The sequence below is a fragment of the Halococcus sp. AFM35 genome (assembly GCF_051195015.1).
Classification (GTDB): Archaea; Halobacteriota; Halobacteria; order Halobacteriales; family Halococcaceae; genus Halococcus.
Genome location: NZ_JBNTJU010000036.1, coordinates 1 through 19,039, shown reverse-complemented (window position 1 = coordinate 19,039; position 19,039 = coordinate 1). Strand labels below are relative to the sequence as shown.

6 protein-coding genes and 2 pseudogenes are annotated in these 19,039 nt (G+C 51.3%); 3 read left to right on the top strand and 5 right to left on the bottom strand.

Features of this window, described 5'->3' with window-relative positions; translation table 11 throughout:
• Window positions 1-30: 30 nt before the first annotated feature.
• From ACQUQO_RS16285 to ACQUQO_RS16265, 5 genes and pseudogenes are all read right to left on the bottom strand, one after another.
• Window positions 31-3,822 (bottom strand): DEAD/DEAH box helicase, encoded by a 3,792-nt coding sequence (locus ACQUQO_RS16285; protein ID WP_435079422.1) that lies wholly within the window; start codon window positions 3,820-3,822, stop codon window positions 31-33.
• Entirely contained in the window at window positions 3,819-8,441 is a 4,623-nt protein-coding gene (locus ACQUQO_RS16280) for an Eco57I restriction-modification methylase domain-containing protein (protein ID WP_435079420.1), read from the bottom strand. Before ACQUQO_RS16280 ends, ACQUQO_RS16285 begins: the two co-directional genes overlap by 4 nt.
• Window positions 8,441-11,710 carry a DISARM system SNF2-like helicase DrmD gene (gene drmD, locus ACQUQO_RS16275; protein WP_435079419.1) on the bottom strand — a complete coding sequence of 1,090 codons (3,270 nt, stop codon included), beginning with the start codon at window positions 11,708-11,710 and terminating at the stop codon, window positions 8,441-8,443. The genes ACQUQO_RS16280 and drmD overlap by 1 nt, the downstream gene beginning before the upstream one ends.
• 542 nt (window positions 11,711-12,252) lie before the next feature.
• Window positions 12,253-12,870 (bottom strand): GmrSD restriction endonuclease domain-containing protein, encoded by a 618-nt coding sequence (locus ACQUQO_RS16270; RefSeq protein WP_435079417.1) that lies wholly within the window; start codon window positions 12,868-12,870, stop codon window positions 12,253-12,255.
• 836 nt (window positions 12,871-13,706) lie between these two features.
• Window positions 13,707-14,573 (bottom strand): annotated as a pseudogene (locus ACQUQO_RS16265) (DUF262 domain-containing protein); the annotation flags it as partial.
• Window positions 14,574-15,012: 439 nt separating this feature from the next.
• Here ACQUQO_RS16265 and ACQUQO_RS16260 point away from each other — a divergent pair.
• From ACQUQO_RS16260 to ACQUQO_RS16250, 3 genes and pseudogenes are all read left to right on the top strand, one after another.
• Window positions 15,013-17,481, top strand: a complete 2,469-nt coding sequence (locus ACQUQO_RS16260; RefSeq protein ID WP_435079415.1) for a GmrSD restriction endonuclease domain-containing protein — start codon at window positions 15,013-15,015, stop codon at window positions 17,479-17,481.
• Window positions 17,482-17,588: 107 nt separating this feature from the next.
• The gene (locus ACQUQO_RS16255; RefSeq protein ID WP_435079414.1) at window positions 17,589-17,879 is read left to right on the top strand and encodes a hypothetical protein; all 291 of its coding nucleotides are present in this window, start codon (window positions 17,589-17,591) and stop codon (window positions 17,877-17,879) included.
• A gap of 333 nt (window positions 17,880-18,212) precedes the next feature.
• Window positions 18,213-18,961: pseudogene (locus tag ACQUQO_RS16250) on the top strand (IS110 family transposase); the annotation flags it as partial.
• Window positions 18,962-19,039 lie beyond the last annotated feature (78 nt).

Genomic DNA, 19,039 nt, shown 5'->3' with positions numbered 1-19,039 from the left:
TTGGCAGCTGATCGTTATGAACAAACTCGTTCACAATCGACTCGCACAGGGCGATTTAAATAGCCGAATCGGGAATTGGTCCAACACATGTTGATACGTGCTTTCGAGTTCGTCCGACATCTCGTCTACGTATATCTCTAGTTGTTCGTGAGAGACATACTCTGGGTCGTCTGGCCACTCTTTGGTGAGCGATTGTTCGAGTTTCGAGAGAATCCGCTCTTTACGTTGGGGATCATTGAGCGCATCCCGAAGTGGCTCAACCACCGGTTCGAGATCATCTCGCGGCTGTCGATCATCGAAAACAACCTCCCCGATTCGACTAGGGATAACACGATCGATCCACTTCTCGCTCTCGCCAAGGAGTTCTGCGTGGAGTTCGGTGAGAACTGCGGCATGGACGTGCTTCCGAATCATCACCGGATTCTGCAAATTGAAGTTTGGTGGTCTAACTGCACCGCCAAGTAGTGCTTCCGGCTGCTTGAAGAAGTGGAGATCATGGGGATTCGAGCGAGCATAGGTGTAGATGATAGCCATTCGATTGCGTCGCCCAGCTCGACCGGCACGCTGCCAGTAGTTAGCGGGGCGGGGAGGTACGTTCCGTTGAAGAACCATGTCGAGCGCGCCGATATCGACCCCGAGTTCGAGTGTTGGTGTCGCAACAAGGCAGTTGACGTCCTGTCCTTCCTTGAATTCGCGTTCGATGCGTTCGCGCTGTTTATTTGGGACCTGTGCAGTGTGCTCTTCAGCCATTACGAACGTATCTGCGTTTTCGAGTTCCACGAGGTCGTAATCTCGCGGCTCTGTGTCTTCCATGACCTCGACCTCACCTTCGGCACAGCGCCAACGAGTGCAGGCGCGGTTCGGGGTGAGCCGAGGATGAATTCGGCCGCAGAATGAACAGCGATATCGCTCGTCTTGTTCGGTGATACCGATTTTCTGGGCATCAACGTGATAGACGTTCTGTGTGCCCTTGATCTGATCTCCCGAGGCCCATTTCAGGGAATCAAGACGAGTAAGCAGTTGGAGCTCGTCAGTAAGTAAGTTCCAAATGTCTCGCAAGAACGAGTCGCGTTCGGCATCTTCAAGGTCGAGTCGCTGGGCCCAGTCCTCGATGCCAGTCATGCGTTTTCCGAGCCAAACCTTGATATACTGACTTCCATCGTCAGTCGACGACCGCTCAAGGCGCATTCCAGAAGGATAGAAGTCGATCGGAGGGAGATATTGATTCCGGACAAGGTCAAGGCGATTGTCCCATGTTTGTGAGAAAATTGGCTCGCGTTGATGATGGAGCATCTTGCGTTTTCGAGCTCCATCAAGCAGATTTCGCAGCCACGACACCAGAGTGGTAGATTCTAAGCCGTACTCAGATGCAAGGTTTCGGATAGAATCGGTTGATTCGTCCACACCTGCGTAATGTACACGGAGTTTTCCCCATGCTTCCAGACTGGCCCGAGTACTGTAGGACGATGAAACTTCGCGAAGCACCTGGACAGTCAGATATCGTTCAAGAGATCGTCGGAGTTTCGAATCGTACGCACTTTCTAAGTTTTCTTCAAAAACTTCTGGTGCGATGAGCTTGGCTCGTCCTCTGTCCTCCATTAGATCATCAGCGATTCGGTCAACGACTGTCGTGATACTGATCTCAGGTCGTTCTTCGTCTGTATCGTTCTGGAGTTCGGGTAGATACCGGTAGAGGAGGCGGCGGAATCGGTAGCGACGAGCACGGTCCTGCATCCACCCTGCTTGGAACGCCGCTTCCTGCCGGTTGTCTGTGAATACGATGAGGCGCTCGCCTGCTTTGTCCGCCTCATTGAGCATGTCCTGTGCGAGAACGTAGACGTTTGCAACAGTAACCTCGCGTAGCGCACGGAACGGATCATCGTAGTGTGAATTCGCTGCTCCTTGATTGTAACGACAGACCGGACAGCTCGACACCTCGTCGACGCTTTCTAAAATCAGTATCTCAAGGAGAGTTTCGTCGCGTTCACAGCACTCACAGGAGTTCTGATCGCCCTTGTGAAGTGCACCACAGGCATAGCATACGTATCCCTTTGAGTGTTTGTTCGAGTCGCCAGGTCCCCACTCATCGTCATTATGGACGATGGTATCGGTAAAGAGAACGCGAGCCTCAGTATCAGTCTCATCGGGGAAGAACACGCTCCCATTTTTTGTTTGGTGACCACCTCTCAGTTCTTCTTTCGGCGGACTCGTGACGTCCTGTAGATGTTGCTCATAGTGATGTTGACCACACTGAGGGCAGACCAGTACGGAGAAGTACGCAGTATCGTCGCGTTGTCCTTCGTATTGCTTCTTGGCTTCGTCTGCATTGAGGTAGAGGTCCGGGCGGGCAGGCCGGGCATCATCGCCCTCTTTTAAGACCGCGACAGCCCCCTCTAGACCCTTCACGAAATAGTGAAGTTTCGGTCGGAATAATGGCGTCTCCTCCTTTTCGGCGGCTGCTCCAAGTACTAGGTATGTTAGAACCTCCTCTCGGTCACCATCTCTTGTGGTGGCCACACTGCGATCTGATCCTTCCCAAACACGGTCGACGAGGTCATCGAGTGAACGGACTGTGTTTCCATAGTAGTGAATCTGATGAGCGAAATCGTTCTGCAGGAGTCCATCGAAGAGTCGCTCCTGAATGTCCTCACCATCGGGAAGCAAGCGACCGGTGAGTTCCTCATAGATAGCTTCGATTTCAGTAGTTCTCGCATGCCCCTCTTCCAGCGAGATGGCGTTTAGAGCTCGCTGGAAGAGGTTTGATGGGTCTGCTGGAAGTGATGTTTCGTGTCTGTCATCAGGCCAGTTAACCCCCTGGTAGGACTCACGGACGATGGAGACGTTGCCTTTGTCGACGCCGAAGAGTCGGGCCATGAATCGCTGCCCCTCGTCCTCGTGTTTCTCGTCGACGATAGTTGCGCTTGTAGCGATATTCGAGATATAACCCTTCGGGGGCTTCGCGAGCGATTTCAGTCGGCGGAGCAATAGGGAAATCTCGGCACCCTGAGCACCAGTATTGGTGTGGGCTTCATCCATCACGACGTACTCCAGTGGAGCGTCGAGGAACAGATCGAGGTCCTTCCCACGGGTGAGTTGGAACTCGAGGATGGCCTTGTTCACCAGAAGGATCTGCGGAGGGTCCGCTCGAATCTGTTCACGGGTATAGCGCTCTTCTGGGGGTAGGTGGACGACGTTCTCATCTTCGTCGACCTCGCCATGGAGTTCCTGGTACTCTTCGCGAGACGTCCCTTCGGGGACGTTTCGACCCTCGAACGAGAGCCCAGTTTCGTCTTCGGGGGTTGGGCCGACGTACCGACCGAACGTGACGCCGGTTCCGACGAGGAGTTCCCGAAGTCTATCGAGCTGGTCGGCTGCCAGCGCGTTCATCGGATAGACGATGACTGCCGTCACGCCATCGGGCGCGTCAGGATCCTCGTTGAGTCTGAGGCAGCGATCGATAATCGGATAGAGGAATGCCTCAGTCTTGCCAGAGCCCGTTCCGGTCGTCACAAGCGTGTCCTTACCGTCTTTGACCGAATGAAGCGCTTGCTCTTGGTGTTCGTAGAGGTGTTCGTACGGCACGATTCCTCGCATACGGTTGTGGAGTGTACCGTCGTCGACGAGGTCGCTGACTCGTGAGCCCTCCTTGTAGGCACGGCTCAGCGAGACAAACGGCCCTTTGAATAGTGGTGAGTCGTTTCGCCAGAGCTTTTCTTCGAACTGATTACTGAGTACCTCGTCAGTAAGACGGGCAGAGGTTAATTGATAGCGAAGGTACTGCTTATTGACCTCCTCTGAGAATTGAAGTGGATTCAGGGTCATTTCTGAAGCCTCCTGAGAACGCTTTCCCAGACAGCTGTGTGATTGTCGTCTTGAAGCCTCTGTATTACGTGAGGCACGTCCTCAACCAGGGTCTCCGACACCTCCTCTAAATCTTGCCAAGATAGGTCTGGATCATTTTCCCACTCCAATTCTGATTTTGGTTCCCACTCATTTTTGAGCAATTTGCGATAATATTTGACAGACTTGGTAGTGCGTCTGTCTTCGACCGGTAGATGGTCGTCAACTCTATAGAATCCTGTTAAGCGTTCTTCGTCACTTGACATTACTTCCTCAAAATCACTAAGGCTTAGACCGTACGCTTTGGCTACCAGCGCGTTCAATTGTGCTTCAGTTTCGATCCTCTCTTCCTCTGAAGTACAGAAGTATTGTCCAGGATTCAGGGTCAAGCCCCATTTTTCCCGAAGATATAACCATTCAATGGACCAAAATTTTGCAGTCATATTGAGTGCCGCAGCACGTATTTGTATCTGTTCTTTCACACTCTCCTCTATCATATTCGGATATCGCATGTTTCGGATCAAGAACCAAGATAGAGTCGATCCCCCCAATACAGTCCTAACTTGGAAGTCCATAATGAATGAATTCAGTATCCCATCCAAAAGGAGAGCTTCACCTAAGCTTTCAAAGGGCAGAGCATATGCAGTATCCAAGCATGGGAGAGCTCGGTACAAGCTTGCGATCATTGTCCGTCGGTTTACGGACGAGCCCTTTCGCATGAAGGATACCTTGTAGCCATTATGCACACTATCTCTGGAAAGGACTTCAGAAACGTTCGCAAGAAATTGGGGCCCTGGTTTCTTCTCTGTCCACTCAATCTCGTCCCAATCTGCACTCCGACCTCTACCAGAAACCCACCGTTTTGCAAAGCTGTCGAAATTGTTTACCATTCTTCCCTCAATAGCCGGAAGAGCGAAGTCTGTGTTGGAGAGTTTCCATAGTCCGGATTCGATGTATTTTGCACCTTTATCCTGGGCTTCGTTCAATAGTAGGAACTCCTCACCAGCTTCTGACGTGTTCACTTCTTGAACTGGCTGGTCTATCTCTTGAAGAGGCTGCAAACTCGGTGCATCTGTGTCTCCGTGGAGTATCTTCAAGAAAATCTTTCCCAAGTGGGGTTCGAACGGTTCGATGAATGTGTACTCATTCGGAGACAGATCCCGTATATCAGCTGGTTCAGTCTTGAAGTGACTCGGGTCTATACTTTGCCATTCGCTCACATCTTTACAGTAGAACTGGCACTTAATTGGGATATTATTGTTAGCTCTGTCCACCAGAAGAGTGGTAAATCTTTCACTACGATGGATTCCTTTAAATATCCCTTCCCGGTTAATGAAGTTGAAGGCCCATTCAACAGTATTGTAATCAATCAGCTCTTTACGGAGTTCTGCAGATGGTTGATCAGAGGTAAACGTACCTTTGACAATATACCCTAGACGACCCTGGTTATTTGTTATCCTCAATCCTCTTTCGACAAATGCCCTATATAAGTCAATTTTCCCGCTTCCCTGCAACCGGTACTGTGGTTCTGGTGGTGAATGAGGAGCCTTCTTTTCTAAGCGCTTTGTCCAATAGCTCTCCGGTTTGAAGAATTTGGACATACCCTTCTGAACTTCGCGATGTCTGTACCAGCTACTTTCGATGATTTCTGATGAATCAAGAATATCTTCCTTCCGCTTGTTGGCTCTTTTTCGACTATACTTTGAGAAGATTGGATCGTAGCGGGTGAAAAATTTCTTTGTTTCAGCGGCTACTGTTTCCCAGGGCGGGTTACCAACTACGGCATCAAACCCTCTCCTGTCTCTGAAGAAAACATCTGGGAATTCTAACTCCCAGTGGAAGAAATTCAAGTCACTATCTGATGATAGTTCAGCTACTGTCTCTTCTGTTTCTGGGTGTGTGGTGGTATTATAGAACCTGTCAGGGTCCAGAACAGGATTGTTTTCATCACCCATTGGCCAAAACCAGATGGAGCACCACCGATCCATCTGGTGTCTTATAGAGTTTATATCCTCATTCTCCATGAACTCAGAATTGAATATCTCCTCCCGCTCTTTTTCAGAGTATGTCTGATGCACTCTCTCTAGAGCTGATTTCGCGTTTTCTAGTACGTTCTCATCACTAGAATCAGCCTCGAACCAAGAGGTATCGTGCTCTATGTTCTTGAAGTGGGTTCGCATCTGTGGCTTGATGACCTCCTTTCTAAGTTCACGAAGTCTTTTAGTACGTCTCCCTTTCCTACCGTCACCTCCATCACGGTTCCACGCTACGACCGGATAATCCTGATACTCAGAGATCCAAGTTCCAATTAAACTATTTCCAACCCGCAACTTATGATCAAGGAATGTAAATGGTAAGTCTGGGTCTAATGTCTCCACCCATAGGCTGAGCTTTGCCAATTCGACTGCGAGACTATCCTGATCTACACCATATATACACCGCTCAACTACAGACCTCTTAAGTTGGGTATTGAACTTGTCCCTCCATTCCTCATTTGATGTATCTAACCGAAGTAACTCTTCATTGAGCAGTCCTTTTGCCTTCTCACCTAATGGACTAGAGAGCGGTTCACCAGGTTCTATGTCCTCCAATACATGATGCTCAAACGACTCCTCTAGAACATTTGTAATGTACCTTACTGCTGCGACAGGAAATGTTCCCGAACCTACTGCCGGGTCACAAACCTTCTGATCAAGTATTTCCTCCGGCTTTTTTGGTACTTGTTCATCTCCTTCTTGATTATAGAGCAGCGGCTCCAACGTTCGCCTAACAGTAGGTACTGCCAGAGAAGGTGGTGTGTAGTACGTTCCAGTTGATTTACGGTTATTGTCCCAATTGACGAGATAAGTCTCCTCTGGCCGAACGACTCTTTTTACAAGCCTTCTAGCAGCTTTCCTCTTTAATTTTTCAAGTATTGTTGGATCGAGCGATTTTAATTTTTTCTTTGATGGGAGATAGAGACCAGAGGTGTCTACTACATCATATGCCCACTCATATACCTCATTGTCAATACCTTCTGTCTCATTTTGGATCGATCCTGACTGTGTTGTTCCGTTATCTTTTGATTCCTGATTTACCTCGTCGACACTAACTGAACCGTCGGTTAAGAACGAAGTGGACGAGTCGCTCTTTAAATTATCTACGAGTTCAGTGATCTCGTTATCGTCTAAACTATTGAGGAGTGAGAATGGTAACGCAGGTTCATCGCCAATATTCAGGAATACTACCGCCTGTTGCTCATCCTGAACCTCCCGGAGTTCGTAGTCCAGCAGCCCCTCGTACATCATGCCGATGTACTCGGTTCGCAAATCGCTGAAATCGACAGGGCCGGTGCGACGTTGTCCGCCGCTCTCGAACTCGGCGATCTTCAGCTTCTCCAGAACTTCGAGGATGGTCGCATCGCTCAGTCGGGTATTATCATCCTCAAATACAGCGAGCCCCGCGAGCACGTCGTCATCACGATCTTCATCAGGCGGACGAAATAGTCGCCCTCCGTATGCACGAAGTGGAATCTCACTATGCGGACTCCCGTAGTAGACGAGACGAGAGAGTGCCTGCAAACGTGGCCAGGCACTGTATTGCTTTTCGAGAGTGTCCTCACCTTCCTCGATACGAGCCTCTCGAAGATCGCTAAACAGGCCTTCAACACTGTAGGAATTATAGTAAACCGGGTTATCCTTTGGAAACAGTTCGCGGCTCTCCGCATACAACGCAACGACAAGGCGCATCACGATACGAATTGCCGCTTGATACCGTGCCCTGAGTTCGTCACGTCCACTAAGATCTCGGTCGGTTAACGACGCAAGCACTTCCTTGCGCTCCTCATCGGTCATCTCCATCAGAAGCGCGTCGAGGTCTTTCAGTAGAAGTTCAACTGCTTCACGTACCTGCGTCCCCATGACGTCCGAGAGGTCAGCCTGCCGATCTCGACTGGCTTTGATCCGGCCAATCAGTGACGCCTCTTCGTCCTCCATTGGAGAGGGAAGTACGTCATCACTCAGCAGCCCGTAGAACCCGCGGAGCGCCCCTCGACCCTCACCACCCTGAAACCATGCCTGTGCGTCCCATTCAGTCCAGCTCTCGTGGTCGAGTGTGGCGTGAATAACGCGAAACTGATAACCATTCGTGAGAATACCAATGTCAGTCCCAGTCTCTCGCAGCAGCCGAACGAATTGAGCATACGTCCGCTTCCCACTGTAGATTCCAATACGTCCTGGTTCTCCATCGTCAGTTGTCACCCGGTCGTCATCGATCCAAACCATCGCCCGAGCCTCGTCGTGCTGATCGAGAAGGACGCGATTCGGACGAAGATCACCTCTCCGAAACTCTGCAGGGATGTGCGTTTCTTTCACCCACGAAGATGCAACGTGCCCTAGAAGGTCTTCGAGAACGGTATCATGCCAGTTGTAGAGTTCGTCCGGATCGTTCCTAAATCTCTTGTAGGATCGTCGGAGGTTCTCGTATTCGCGCTCACCGAGACTCGGCGGGCCCTCAGGAAAGACTTCTTCGAGAACAATGGGACTTAGCAGTACACCTTGATGCTTTAGCGTTGTCCACCACGAGTTAGGCTCCTCCTCTTGAACAGCTTCGACAGCACTCATCAGTTATCACCCTCCCGCTCGGGGACGTACAGCTTCGCTCCTAATTCAGTGACCTCGATTTCGTCAGCCAAAGTGTAACGTTTGGGAAGCACTTCTTCTAAGAATCGTTCGTTCTCACGCTGAAGTCGCTCTCTCATTTGCCGTTGGTTCTCCTCCCATACTTGAAGGTCTTCTTCGGACAGTTGTCGGCGAAGCTCCTCCACACGGCGCTGACGTTCAACATTCTCTTCGGGGTCGAATGTGAGCTGTTGGGCTTTTTCCTCGGCCGTGGTGAGTTGTTCGCGAAGTCGTTCCTTTCGTTGTTCAGTGAGGTCCTGCTCAAGGTCCTGCATGCGTTGCTCGAATTCGTCTTCAAGCTGCTCGCGGGCTTGCTCCCCCGCGACATCGAGTTCCGAGCTGAGTTCGGCACGAGTCTCCTCCCGCAAAGACTCAGCGAGCGGTTCGATGTGTGAATCTACGTCGACGAAGGCTGGTCGAAGTTTATCCCACCAGTCCATCATCGTCGACTCGCCAAGCGTTCGCTCATTGTTTACCTGAGGGGGGTTCTCCGCCCGAGAGATTCCATTGGGAGTGACGTGGAACCACCACGAACCGACATCCGCGTGAACGACCTCTTGGTGCTGATTGCGGGCCGTCACCAGATAATGGAACTCCACGTAGGCTTCCTTTCCCATATCCGGTGTGTAACCGACGAGTGTCCAGCGATTGATGTCCTCCTCCTGACCCCACATCGCCCGGCGGAAGTACGACATACTCGTCTCGACAATAGGATGGCCGATGCGGATTAGACGAGCCCCTTTCTGCGGTCGGTAGATTTCGCGGCCGTTCACCTCGTGGAGGAATGCCTGTGAATCGAAGACTAACTCCGGCATCGACTCTTGTGCGTCCGCAAGGTTTTGGGTGAGGAATTCTTTGAGTCGCCCACGAGCATCGGTGATGCGGTAGCCATTGCGGTTCTGTTGGAGATTTGCATTATGAAGCTCAAGATATGAGTTGACGACGTTCCGTATTGAGTCAGGCGTCAGATCGTATTCTCGGCTCGCTTCCTGGAAGCGCTGCTTTGCCTCCAGAAATTCTTCCTGCGTCGGGGAGTCGATCTCTTCGAGGTCTTCCTTTGCGGGATCATCGCTGCGAACTCGTTCCACACGATCATCAAGCGTGTCTTGTTCGATACCACCCCAGAATCGACGTTGGACACCACTATCGATCACCGTCCCAACGCTCCCTAGGTCATCTCGTGCTTCATTAACCTTGTTTAAGACATATGCGAGGAAGCGTTGGTCAGCCTGCTCGTCGCTGGTATAATGGAATATACCGACATCGCGTTCTTGCCCATGCCGATCGACTCGTCCATTTCGCTGTTCGAGCCGCATCGGATTCCAGGGAATCTCGTAGTGGCTGACATATCGACACATTCGTTGCAGGTTCAATCCTTCGCTCGCGCTGTCCGTTCCGACGAGGATGCGGAGTGGCGAATCAGGGTCATTGAACGCCTCCTTGATATCGTCACGCTCGGTGCGTGACATCCCTCCGTAAACAGCCTGTACGGTGTGACCAGTGTAGCCTGCCTCCTCGAGACGAGTGAGGATTTGGTCCTGTGTATCTTTGTATTCGGTAAAGATGATGAGACGCTCGTCATCCTTCGGGTCCGAAGGGGGTCCAAGCAGTGGTTGAAGATCCTGAGTCTCGAACCCTTGTTTTAGGTGTTGAACCAGCGCATCGGCCTTTGAATCCGAAAGATCTATGCCTGCTTTTGGTCCTTTTGCTGTGATCTCCTCGGTCCAACCAAGATCACGGAGGGCTTTGCTGACTCCTTCGGCAGGGTCCTCCAAGTCTGGAGCCTCCTCCAGAAGCCAGGAACCACCTTCAGCCATCGCGAGTCGCTCACGATCTTCTCGTTCGATGTCGTCCTCAATGTCCTCATCCACTTCGTCGAAGGTCTGCTGAAGCTCTTTTTTCGTGGTATAGAACTCTCTGGACCCGACATGCCGCCACCAGGTTCGTGCAAACGCATACGGAGAACTCAACAATCGCTTGTTGAGAATTGTGAAGACAAATTGGCCCCAGTGCTCTTCTTGTCTACCTCGTTCCGAGAGTTCCGACTTCGCCCGTCCACGATACTCGCGTAACGCCTCAAATAGTTGCTCTTCTTCTGGTGTCAACTCGACGGGTACACCATTGACGTGCCGGTCCGGGAACCGATCAGTAGTCGACGCCTGATTGATTTCGCGTTTCAGACGTCGCGACATGATTGTGTCGAGGTGACGTTGGTCGGTTTCAGAAAGGCTTGGCTTCTGAATGAAGCGGATAGGATCAAGGAGTTCGAGTAACCCAAGGAAGTGCGATGTATAGCCGTCGTGTGGTGTAGCAGTGAGGAACAAGCGGTGCTCGAACCACTTGGTGAGCCGACGCATCATTTGAGTCCGGACTTTATCATCACGAGTAGATTTAGGAGCGAAGTGGTGTGCCTCGTCGACAATCAGGAGGTCCCACGGCGCGAAAGTCCCACCCATCTCATCTTGACGCTTCTTGGCGCTGGCTTCGAAATCTTGGTAGATCACCTCTTGTCGAAGGTAGTCCATGCTAGTGATGATATGGTTGTGGACTGCCCATGGGTTCACATCGCTCCCGAACTCTCGTTGGGTACGTCGAGCCTCATCAGCGTCAAGGATAGTGAAATCAAGATGGAATTTCTCCTCCATTTCTTCCTGCCACTGGACTTGAAGACTAGCAGGACAGACGATGAGAATACGTTTAATACGGCGTCGGAGGACAAGCTCCCTTGCGATGAGTCCGGCTTGAATGGTCTTCCCTAAACCAACGTCATCTGCTAGAAGAAGCGAGACCTGTGGCATACTCATCGCTTTCAGAAGAGGGGTCAGTTGATAATCTTCAATCTGAATCGCAGACGCCCACGGTGAGACAAGTGGAAGATCTTCGCTTGAGTTCACGAGTGACTGGATAGATTGGAGACTCGTCCATTGAACTGAGTCAAGGTACGCATCGTAGTAATGTGGCCGGTCGGGTTGCTGTTGAGGGATATTTGGCCAACCGGCATTATCGAGAAATCCCGAAGTCGGTTCGAGCTCCCAGAGGATTTCGTCGGTTTGCGGGTGTTCATTCCCGTCAAGATAATCGACACTCACCAGATTCATCGGTTGATTTTGGTCGTTTGCACTCGTTACTCCGGTCACGAGAGCAGGACGATTTCTAACCTGTATAAGTTGACCTCGTTCTGGTGGAGATGAGTTGATACTTGACTGTGACATATATGGTTTAACTAATAGCGGATTCTCTAGGGCTTCAAATTACCGGTGGTGTTTATAACTTCGATATGGTTCACATCACCCCCGGAAAGCAACCCCTTGATGGTAAGTAGAAACAGTTAGAGCCGCTGTTCTCTGTCTTGTGCGCCCTCATCCTGATTTGGGATCCGCGAGACCGGTCGTTTCATGTTTGTTATTGTTATGCCAGGTCATTTGCCATTCCTCGATAGCCGGGAGGCTCTCTGCTTCGTGAGTAGTGTACCGATCTCTGATACGGGTAGGGAACGGCGTGTTGACGCTGTCGCGCCGACAAGGACGACCCAGATATCCTCAGAATCGATATCTGCGTTCTCGCCGAGATCGATATCTCTCCTCGTCGAGGGTGTTGACGAGGAAGCTAAGCACCTGTTCTTCGGTTGAGTTCGTTGGCTGCTCGGTCTGGTCGCATCAACCGACCAATCAGCCCGTTCATCTAACCCGCTTTGTGAGGTAGCTTAATTCGTGATCGAAGCTCCACTTTCAGGAGAAAATGGCAAGACAGTGGACTATAGGGTCCGCATCGAGAGTCGGTTTTCGAACTCGGACTCCGTATGAGTCCGGATTTCTTGAGCCACTCGTTCAGGGGAAGTTTCGAGGCCGAACTCGTCATCAACCCCTTCGAACGAGACGGATTCAAGCACGTCAATGATCAAATCAGCTCTCCGCTCTTTCAGCGAATCGTACGTCCAAAACGAATTGAAGTACTCGGTCGTCTCAAAGACGGGTTTGGTTTCCTCTCTCGAACCTTTTGAATGCTGTATGAGTTGTTCGAGATGAGATTGGTTGATGGGTCCACGTTCTGAAGTGAAATACCGATTCGGATGGATACTAGAGAACTCCTTCGCCTCGTTAAAGTACTCAGGAATTTTCTCGGCCAGCGGGCGATTACTAGCACTGAGGTTGTCACGGTCGTGAAGTAGGACGAAATTTCCAATGTCATTCACGAATCGCTGTGTGATAAAGTCCTCAATTCTCTCCCGCTGTTGTCTCTCGTCCCCAGTAAGCTCGTCATCATCTCGTTGAGTAAGCTCAATATATCGTCGTATCTCCGAGGTGATTTCTGCGTTTGCTTGGTCGAGTTTGAAGAACTTGGGGAGCCAGATTGGGTCACTAACATCATACACAAGACTTTGTGGGAGGACGTGTTCAAGATGGATTTTTCCATGTTTAGGTTCTGATCAACTACAGCGCCTTGTTCACGGAACCACTGGTTAGCTATTTTTGCGAAGAGTAGTTTGACGTGGTCTGGGTTCCATGATTGAGCCTGAACGATGGTATCCCGGAACCGTTCGGCAAACAATGAGGGCGCTATCGACTGCGCCTGATTGATTAGATATCGCCGTGTCTCCTCATATGGATCGTGTGTTTCTCTGTCTTGTGCTTGATGGAACTCGTGAGTAGCGTCGATGAAGATTTCTTGAAATTGATTCGGATTCACACCTACGAAAAGTCGACGAAAGTTGAGTTTCTCAATGGTGTCTAGTGTCTTATAGAATGCCTCTTCAGACCCGCTCGGCGAAGTATGTGTGTGGTGGTAGAGTGCGAGAACGAGTGGCCGCCACTGGTCCATTCGCTGACTGTTTAATCGAATGAGAATTTCTCTGCACTGGTTCAAATAGTCGTCAAGCTTGAAATCGTGTGGCTGTGCCGGGCTCGTGATTTGCCTGTAGTAAGAAACTAATTCATATGCGTGACTGAGGAACGGTCGAGCATCATCAAGATCCTTGAGACGAGGTTTGACATCAGAGTCGAGATTCCGCGTCGCGAATGCATTGGTCAGTTCAGAACTTGCCTCGCCGAGGGTGTCGATACCACTATCGATGATACTTAGATACACCGAGAGGTAGTCGTCAATCTTGCTATCATCCGTTGCAAAGGCGACGACGATAGATTCCCAGTACTCTACGAATTCATCCCGATCCGACTCATCGAAAAAGGCGTTTACCACCGCCGCTCGGATGCGATCAATCTTTGTGAGCTCAAGGCCGCGGTCGTTGAGGATCTCAAAAATCTGCATTCGGAAGTCGGGCTTCGCCTCCCGAATTATAAATTCACCAACATAGTACGAACGCTGAATGTAGTGTGATAAGTTTATCAGAGCTAGTACTTTGCCGTCGGAACTATCGGACTGATCGACAAGTTCAGTCACGCGATCACGGTAGTAATTGTATCCATTGAGTAGCCGCCAATTCGAGTCATAAATAGGAATGTACTCCGAGAATTTCGACCGTTCAGGGTCAGTGTCCTCAATTACGCTTTGCTCAATTCTGAATTCCTCGATCAGATCCGAGATCTGTGCTGCTTCACTTCGTCGGCCATCGATGTAGTTACGCTCATCTGAACAGAGATATCGAAGCTGAGCTTCTGGCCCGGACATCAAGGCCTCAAAGAACTCATCGTCGTGCTTGTTGAGTGTGAGTCGAGGGACGTTCCCACTTGCTATTCCACCATACTTGTACAGAAGCGAGTCGATCTGGCTGGCTGCGTTTGTGCAAAGCTTGCCAATCGTCTCAGTTTCGAACTCTTCGGATTTGAGGTTCTGAAGTTGTTCCAAGATGGCTCTCAAAAGCATATGGATAGATGTGAGGCGCTGCTGTCCATCGATGATCTCAAACGTGTCTTCTTCCGCGTTGATTGCGAAATACACCGAGCTGAAAAACACGTCCGAGATGTTACTTTCGCCAATACGGATTTCGGCATCCACGAATTCCTGTATATCCCCCCAAAGCTGGCGGTGGTGCCTAATCTTCCAGGAGAATAGCCGTTGATACTCAGGAACATCAAAAGTTCGATCAGATAGAACGTCAATTAGTGGCTTCTTTGTCATATCGAAATTAGACTCCGCGATCTGCTGCATCGCCTGATAGTCAGCGACAGTGTTGATGTCCAAATCTCCGCTTTTATCATAATCAATAAGTGTGTTATAGAGATTCATCGAGTCTCGAGTCATACAAACAGTACCGGAGGTTGTATGTTAATACCTGGCGGTGGTGTTTGATTGAGGTGAATTTTCGATCCAGCAGCGATTGTCCTCCCGAATGAGTCACTAATCTCCATAACTACAACATCAACCACGATCTTGTCGAAAAACACGATTGGGCGCTTCAGGCCGTCTCCTTGCACAAAGTCAATGACGCCTAGGGTGTCCAAAAGGTACACCTTCCTGACCCCCGATCCAGAATTCTCGAACTTGATATGCTGAGCAGGGCATCGGTGTCAGACTGATTCGCAACACTACTATGTGCATCCTCTTTGACAGGGGGGATATGGCTGACAACGATCGAACGCTCTACGATACCTATATCGACTATGATCACGTCGACCTCGACATCACTTCGGTCGCAGACCACGTCGCAATGCAGCAAATCGCGGGCGAGAATTTCGAGATGGAAAAGAGAACGTTAGCGGAGATTCTCTCAGATCGGACGTTCAAGGTACCGGAATACCAACGGTTGTTCTCGTGGAAGAAGAAGCATCATCGACAACTGTGGTCTGATCTCGAACAGTTCGTAGAAGCCGATTTAATTGATGACTCTGACATCTCTGACGTATTCTTCAGTTCGATGTACTTCGCTGTCGATAGAGACAGCAATACACACGAAGTCATTGACGGCCAACAGCGACTCACGTCGATTAATATCCTTTTACTCTCTATTCTTGAGGAACTCCGCGCCCTCGATACTGAGTCGATTCAGCAGGAAACGATCAATCAACTACGAGAAGGAAGTATCAAACAGATCGAATCACTCCTCTACCGCTTCGAGAACCCTCTCAAAGGAGACGTCCCACGTCTATCACTCAATAAACACGACGATGACGACGACGCGGACCTGGGATTCTTCGAGGCCCTCATGCTGGGCCCCGAAGCCCGATTAGAGTATCTCTGTTCAGATGAACGTGAATCCGTCGACGGTCGCCGTGGAGATTCGACACGAATATCGGACCTCGTCGAGGAATTCCGGATTAGCGATCAAGTTATCGAGAAAAGGGACCCTGATACGTCGTCATTCTCGAACTTCACGCCGATCTACGATTCGAACTGGCGACTACTCAACGCCTACAACTTCTACAAAAACCGCATCAAGGAGGTCGTCGACGCGGCAGACGACACCGACAGCAAGGCACTAGCGCTGATTAACCTCAGTCACTACATTCAGAACTCGTACCACGTTGGCGAATTCATTATCCGGAATGCAGCACCCGATTTCCGAATGCAGATCTTCGAAATCCTCAACGACCGCGGACTTGAACTCAACAAGATCGATCGCATCAGAGCGGCGGTCGTGAACGCGTTCTTTGATGCCGACGACCGACAAGAGTACGTGAACAAGTGGGAGGATATTGTTGTCGCGTTCGCAACAGACGACAACCAGATCGACGACTATCTCTCCGTCTACCTCAGCATCGTCGAACCCGAAATCGAGACCGTGGGAGAAGCCAGTGCAGAACTCACCAACGCATTCGCAACCCGCAATCTCGAATCCGATGTCCGGCCCCGATTGCGACATCTCGACGACGCCCGAGACTTTCTCGACCACGCTCACGATCTCGTTCAGTGCTACAAGGACATCACGAATTCGGCACTGGAGCTCACCGACCTCGCACTCGAGGAGGCACACGAGAAATGCCAAGAGGTGTTGGTCCGTCTCAACGATCAGCGGATGAACCAGTGGCGTCCGTTCATCTTGGCGCTCTACCACCACACGGTAACGGACTCGAACGCGAGCGGCGAACAGCTCTACGATGTACTCGACACGGTCGAGAAACTCAACTTCAGACGGCTCCTCGTCGGGGAAGACCCAAACATCTTCCAGGAGGTCTTCATCGAGACCGTCCACCGATTCTCGCTCTCGCCCGAAATGGAGGACCATGAGAACGTATACGATGATTCGTGTCGCCACCTGATCGACGAAATGCGATCGTCTAATCCATCAATGTTCTCCGACAGGTTCGTGGACATCGTCATCCAGGCGCAGGCGTGGAACCCCCAGAGCGCGAAGCTACTGTTCGGCAAAATTGCGAATGAGCACTTCCGCGAGGACGGCATGTATGTCGAACGCCGTCTGAACATGGGCAGCATTCACCTCGAACACGTCCTTCCGCAGAGTCTGATACATAACGCCGATGACCCGATATGGCTGACCGAATTTTTCCAGCTCAACGACGACGAGGTCGAAATCGCGGGCGCGATTCAGACCTATATCGAGTTGTACCGGCGGGACGATGACGAACTCAGCGAAGACGAGCGTCAACGTCGCGACAACATCGAGGAGTTCATCATCCAGCGATTCGTCAACGATCTCGGGAATTTCCTCCTGCTCCGCGACAGTGACAACATCAAGGCGAGCAATCGCCCTCTCGCCGAGAAAATGCCACAATATTTCGATACTGGCGAGGACTTCCGGAGTATCCACCCGAACAGATACTTCACCGAAACTGAGGGAGTGATCGACCGGAGAAAACTCGAGGACTTGCTCGAACAGTCTCGGGCGATCCAGCGAGAGGAACGCGACGAAATCGATCCAACCTTGGTCGATTACTTCAATTCCCTCTGGACGTATGAGGCGTTGCAGGACAGACGTGTCGGCCTTCTCGAGGATACGCTCGATATTGTGGAGTTCGAGCAGCTTGATGACGAGTTCGGACTCGCATCCGACCGCGATGGTGTCCGAGAACGGATTCGCATGCAGACTGAACGAGAGTTCGAGAAACGGCTCTCGCTTCGGTCGCTCTGATAGACTGTTCATAACTTGATATGCCGAACAGGCGTACCAGAAGGTCGTCCACTCAGCTACCTTCTCCCCCTGCGTCAGTCGACAGCTGTAATACCACACCGAGGCCAGTGTCCGGGTGTATCGTGAATAGCTCACCGCCCGATCGCACTCTCAACGATCTCGCCGACCTCCTTGCCGACGAGTTCGGGGCCTACCGACACTCCGAGGAATTCAACGAACTCTCGCTCGTCATCGACAACAGCGACCGCGAACACCCGACGCTCATCGTCCACATCGACCGTCAACAGCCCGCCGACCTCGCCGAGCGCGTCGAGACCTTCCTCCATGACAACGGCGCGCGGACCGAACGCGAGCGCCACGATGACACCGACATCCGCGTTCTCGCCACTCTCGAATAGTCACTCGACGATTGCCTCACGTTGGGAAGTCTCCCGTTTCTCCAGCAAACGTCGCAGGAGCCGAGCCTCGCCAGCGGCCGGGCCAGCCGCTGCTGCTGATAACCTTATGACTCGGTGGAAATCCTGCTACCCCTGCAGAGCGTGAGGGAAAAGTATGGGGCGCAAGAGACCGAGGCTGTTACCGCGTTACAAAACGCGCGCTTATGACTGGTCCGAGTGCGAAGGAACACGAGTACTGGGCATCACAGCCCGACTGCCGCCCGGAGCGGCAGTCGGGAAAGCCCGTATAGGTGTATCTCTTCCTCACGCATCGGCGTCCCGGAGTGAGAACAAATGTATCTCGGCATAGACATCCACAAACGGTATGCACAAGTCGCAGTGCTCGACGAGAATGGTGAGGTTGAGCGAGAGGTTCGCGTCGAGAACGCGAACCTCGGCGAGATCGCCCGGCAATATGCTGGAAGCGAAGCTGCAATCGAAGCAACCAGCAACTACTACCACATCCACGATACTCTTTCAGAGTATCTGGATGTCACTGTTGCCAACCCAGCAGAGCTGAAGCTAATCGCTAATTCAGACCGTAAAACCGACCGTATCGACGCTAAGCAACTCGCGCGGTTGGTTCGGTTAGGATCGGTTCCTGAAAGCTACGTTCCATCCGACGAGATCAGGGAGAGCCGCGCACTCGTGCGCGGCCGATACAAGTTGGTTGAGAACCGCAAGGACTACGCCAACAAGATTCACGGCTTGCTCACCGAACACGGCATTACGCGCAAGGTCAAGCCGCTGAGCGTGAAAGGGCGTGAGTTCCTCCGGAACTCACTCTTCCAGCACCGTGGAACACGCTGCTTGAAGCGTATCTCGAAATGATCGAGACATTCACCAAGCAAATCAAGCATCTCGAAGTCGCAATCGAAGAACGAGCTGCGTCTCTTCCCGAGACGCAGCTCTTGATGACGATCCCTGGCGTCAGCTACTACTCGTCGCTGCTGATCCACGCCGAGATCGGCGAGATTGACCGGTTTGATGAGGCCAAGCAGGTAGTAAGCTACGCTGGACTGAACCCAGTGATCCGCGAGTCTGTAGGGTCTAGCGCAAGTTCTTGACCTTTGGACGCGTATCTCTCTGAATGGGAGCGCGACGAGCTGTCGTTGAACGAC